Raw genomic sequence first — 1,872 nt, forward strand, 5'->3', positions numbered from 1 at the left:
TGTCGCAGGCGCTGCGGCAGGGCTTGTGGGACGCGGTGGCCTCGCTGGACGCGGACGATGCCGTGCAGGCGGTGGTGCTGCTCTGCGCGGGGCGGACCTTTATCGCGGGGGCGGATGTGACCGAGTTCGGCAAGCCGCCGCAGGCGCCGCATCTGCCCGATCTGGTGGACCGGATCGAGGGGGCGGCAAAGCCCTGGGTGGCGGCGATCCACGGCGCGGCGCTCGGCGGCGGCTTCGAGGTGGCGATGGGCTGCCGCTTCCGCGTGGCCCTGGAGGGTGCCTCGGTCGGTCTGCCCGAGGTCGGCCTGGGCATCGTGCCGGGCGCCTCGGGCACCGTGCGCACGCCGCGCCTGGCGGGCGTCGAGGCCGCGGTCGATCTGGTCACCTCGGGCAAGCCGGTGCGGGCCCCGAAGGCGCTGTCCTTGGGCCTGCTGGACGCGGTCTTCGCCGATGACCTGCGGGCCAATGCCCTGGCCTTCGCGCGCGAGGCGCTGAGCCGTGACCTGCCGCCCCCCGTCTCGGCCCGCCCGGTCGCAGCCCCCGACGACGCCTTCTGGGACGACCGGCGCAAGGCGGTGGCGAAAGCCGCCAAGGGGGCCGAGGCGCCGCTGCGCGCGCTCGACTGCCTGCGCAAGGCGGCGGAGGCGCCCTTCGCCGAGGCCCTGGCCCATGAGCGCCAGACCTTCCTGGAGCTGCGCGGGTCCGATCAGGCCGCGGCCCTGCGCCATGTCTTCTTTGCCGAACGCGCCGCGCCCCGTCCCGCGCATCTGAAGGGCGTGGACCCCCTGCCGCTGCGAAGCGCGGGTGTGATCGGCGGCGGCACCATGGGCGCGGGCATCGCCGCCGCGCTGCGCGACGCGGGCATTCCTGTCACCCTGATCGAGCGCGACGAGGAGGCCCTGGCCCGCGGCACGGCCACCCTGGGCGCCATCTTCGCGGGCGCCGTGAAGCGCGGCAAGCTGACGGACGCGCAGGCCCAGGACCGCATGGCGGGCGTCACCGCCACCACCGACTATGCCGCGCTGTCGGACGCCGACCTGGTGATCGAGGCGGTCTTCGAGGAGATCGGCGTCAAGCGCGCGGTCTTCGAGCAACTGGCCGCCGCCTGCCGCGCTGATGCGGTGCTGGCCACCAACACCTCCTATCTCGACCCGCGCCTGATCGCCGAGGGCGTGACGAACCCCGGCCGCTTCATCGGCCTGCACTTCTTCAGCCCCGCCAATGTGATGCGGCTTCTGGAGATCGTGCCGGTGCCGGACAGCTCGGACCGGACGCTGGCCACCGGCTTCGCCCTGGCCCGGATGCTGAACAAGATCCCCGTGCAATCGGGCATCTGCGAGGGCTTCATCGGCAACCGCATCCTCAAGCGCTATCGCGCCGGCGCCGAGGCCCTGGTGGGCCAAGGCATCCCCATCGCCGAGATCGACGCGGCCATGCGCGGATACGGCTTCGCCATGGGTCCCTTCGAGGCCCAGGACCTGGGCGGCCTCGACATCGCCCATCTGCAGCGCGAAGGCGCGCGGGCGGCGGGCCGGGACGTGCCCGAAACCCTGGGCGACATCCTGGTGCGCGCGGGCCGCAAGGGCCAGAAGACCGGCGGCGGCTGGTACGACTATGCCCCGGGCGACCGAAAGCCCCAGCCCTCCACTGCGGTGGCCGCCCTGCTGGCACACCGCATCACCGGCACCGCCCGCATGGACCGCGACAGCATCGCCCGCCACCTGGTGGCCGAGATGGCCGCCGAGGGCCAGGCGATCCTCGACGAAGGCATCGCCGCAACCCCCGCCGACATCGACCTGGTGGAAATCCACGGATACGGCTTTCCACGATGGAAGGGCGGACCCATGTGGGCCGCGGGAAGGTCCTAGGCGC

1 protein-coding gene is annotated in these 1,872 nt (G+C 73.2%); it reads left to right on the plus strand.

Annotated features, from left to right (window positions below):
* A partial coding sequence (locus tag IEX25_RS19590; protein WP_188717397.1) for a 3-hydroxyacyl-CoA dehydrogenase NAD-binding domain-containing protein occupies positions 1–1,868 on the plus strand: 1,868 nt, incomplete at its 5' end.
* Positions 1,869–1,872 lie beyond the last annotated feature (4 nt).

The organism is Paracoccus acridae (genome assembly GCF_014642735.1).
GTDB classification, from domain to species: domain Bacteria; phylum Pseudomonadota; class Alphaproteobacteria; order Rhodobacterales; family Rhodobacteraceae; genus Paracoccus; species Paracoccus acridae.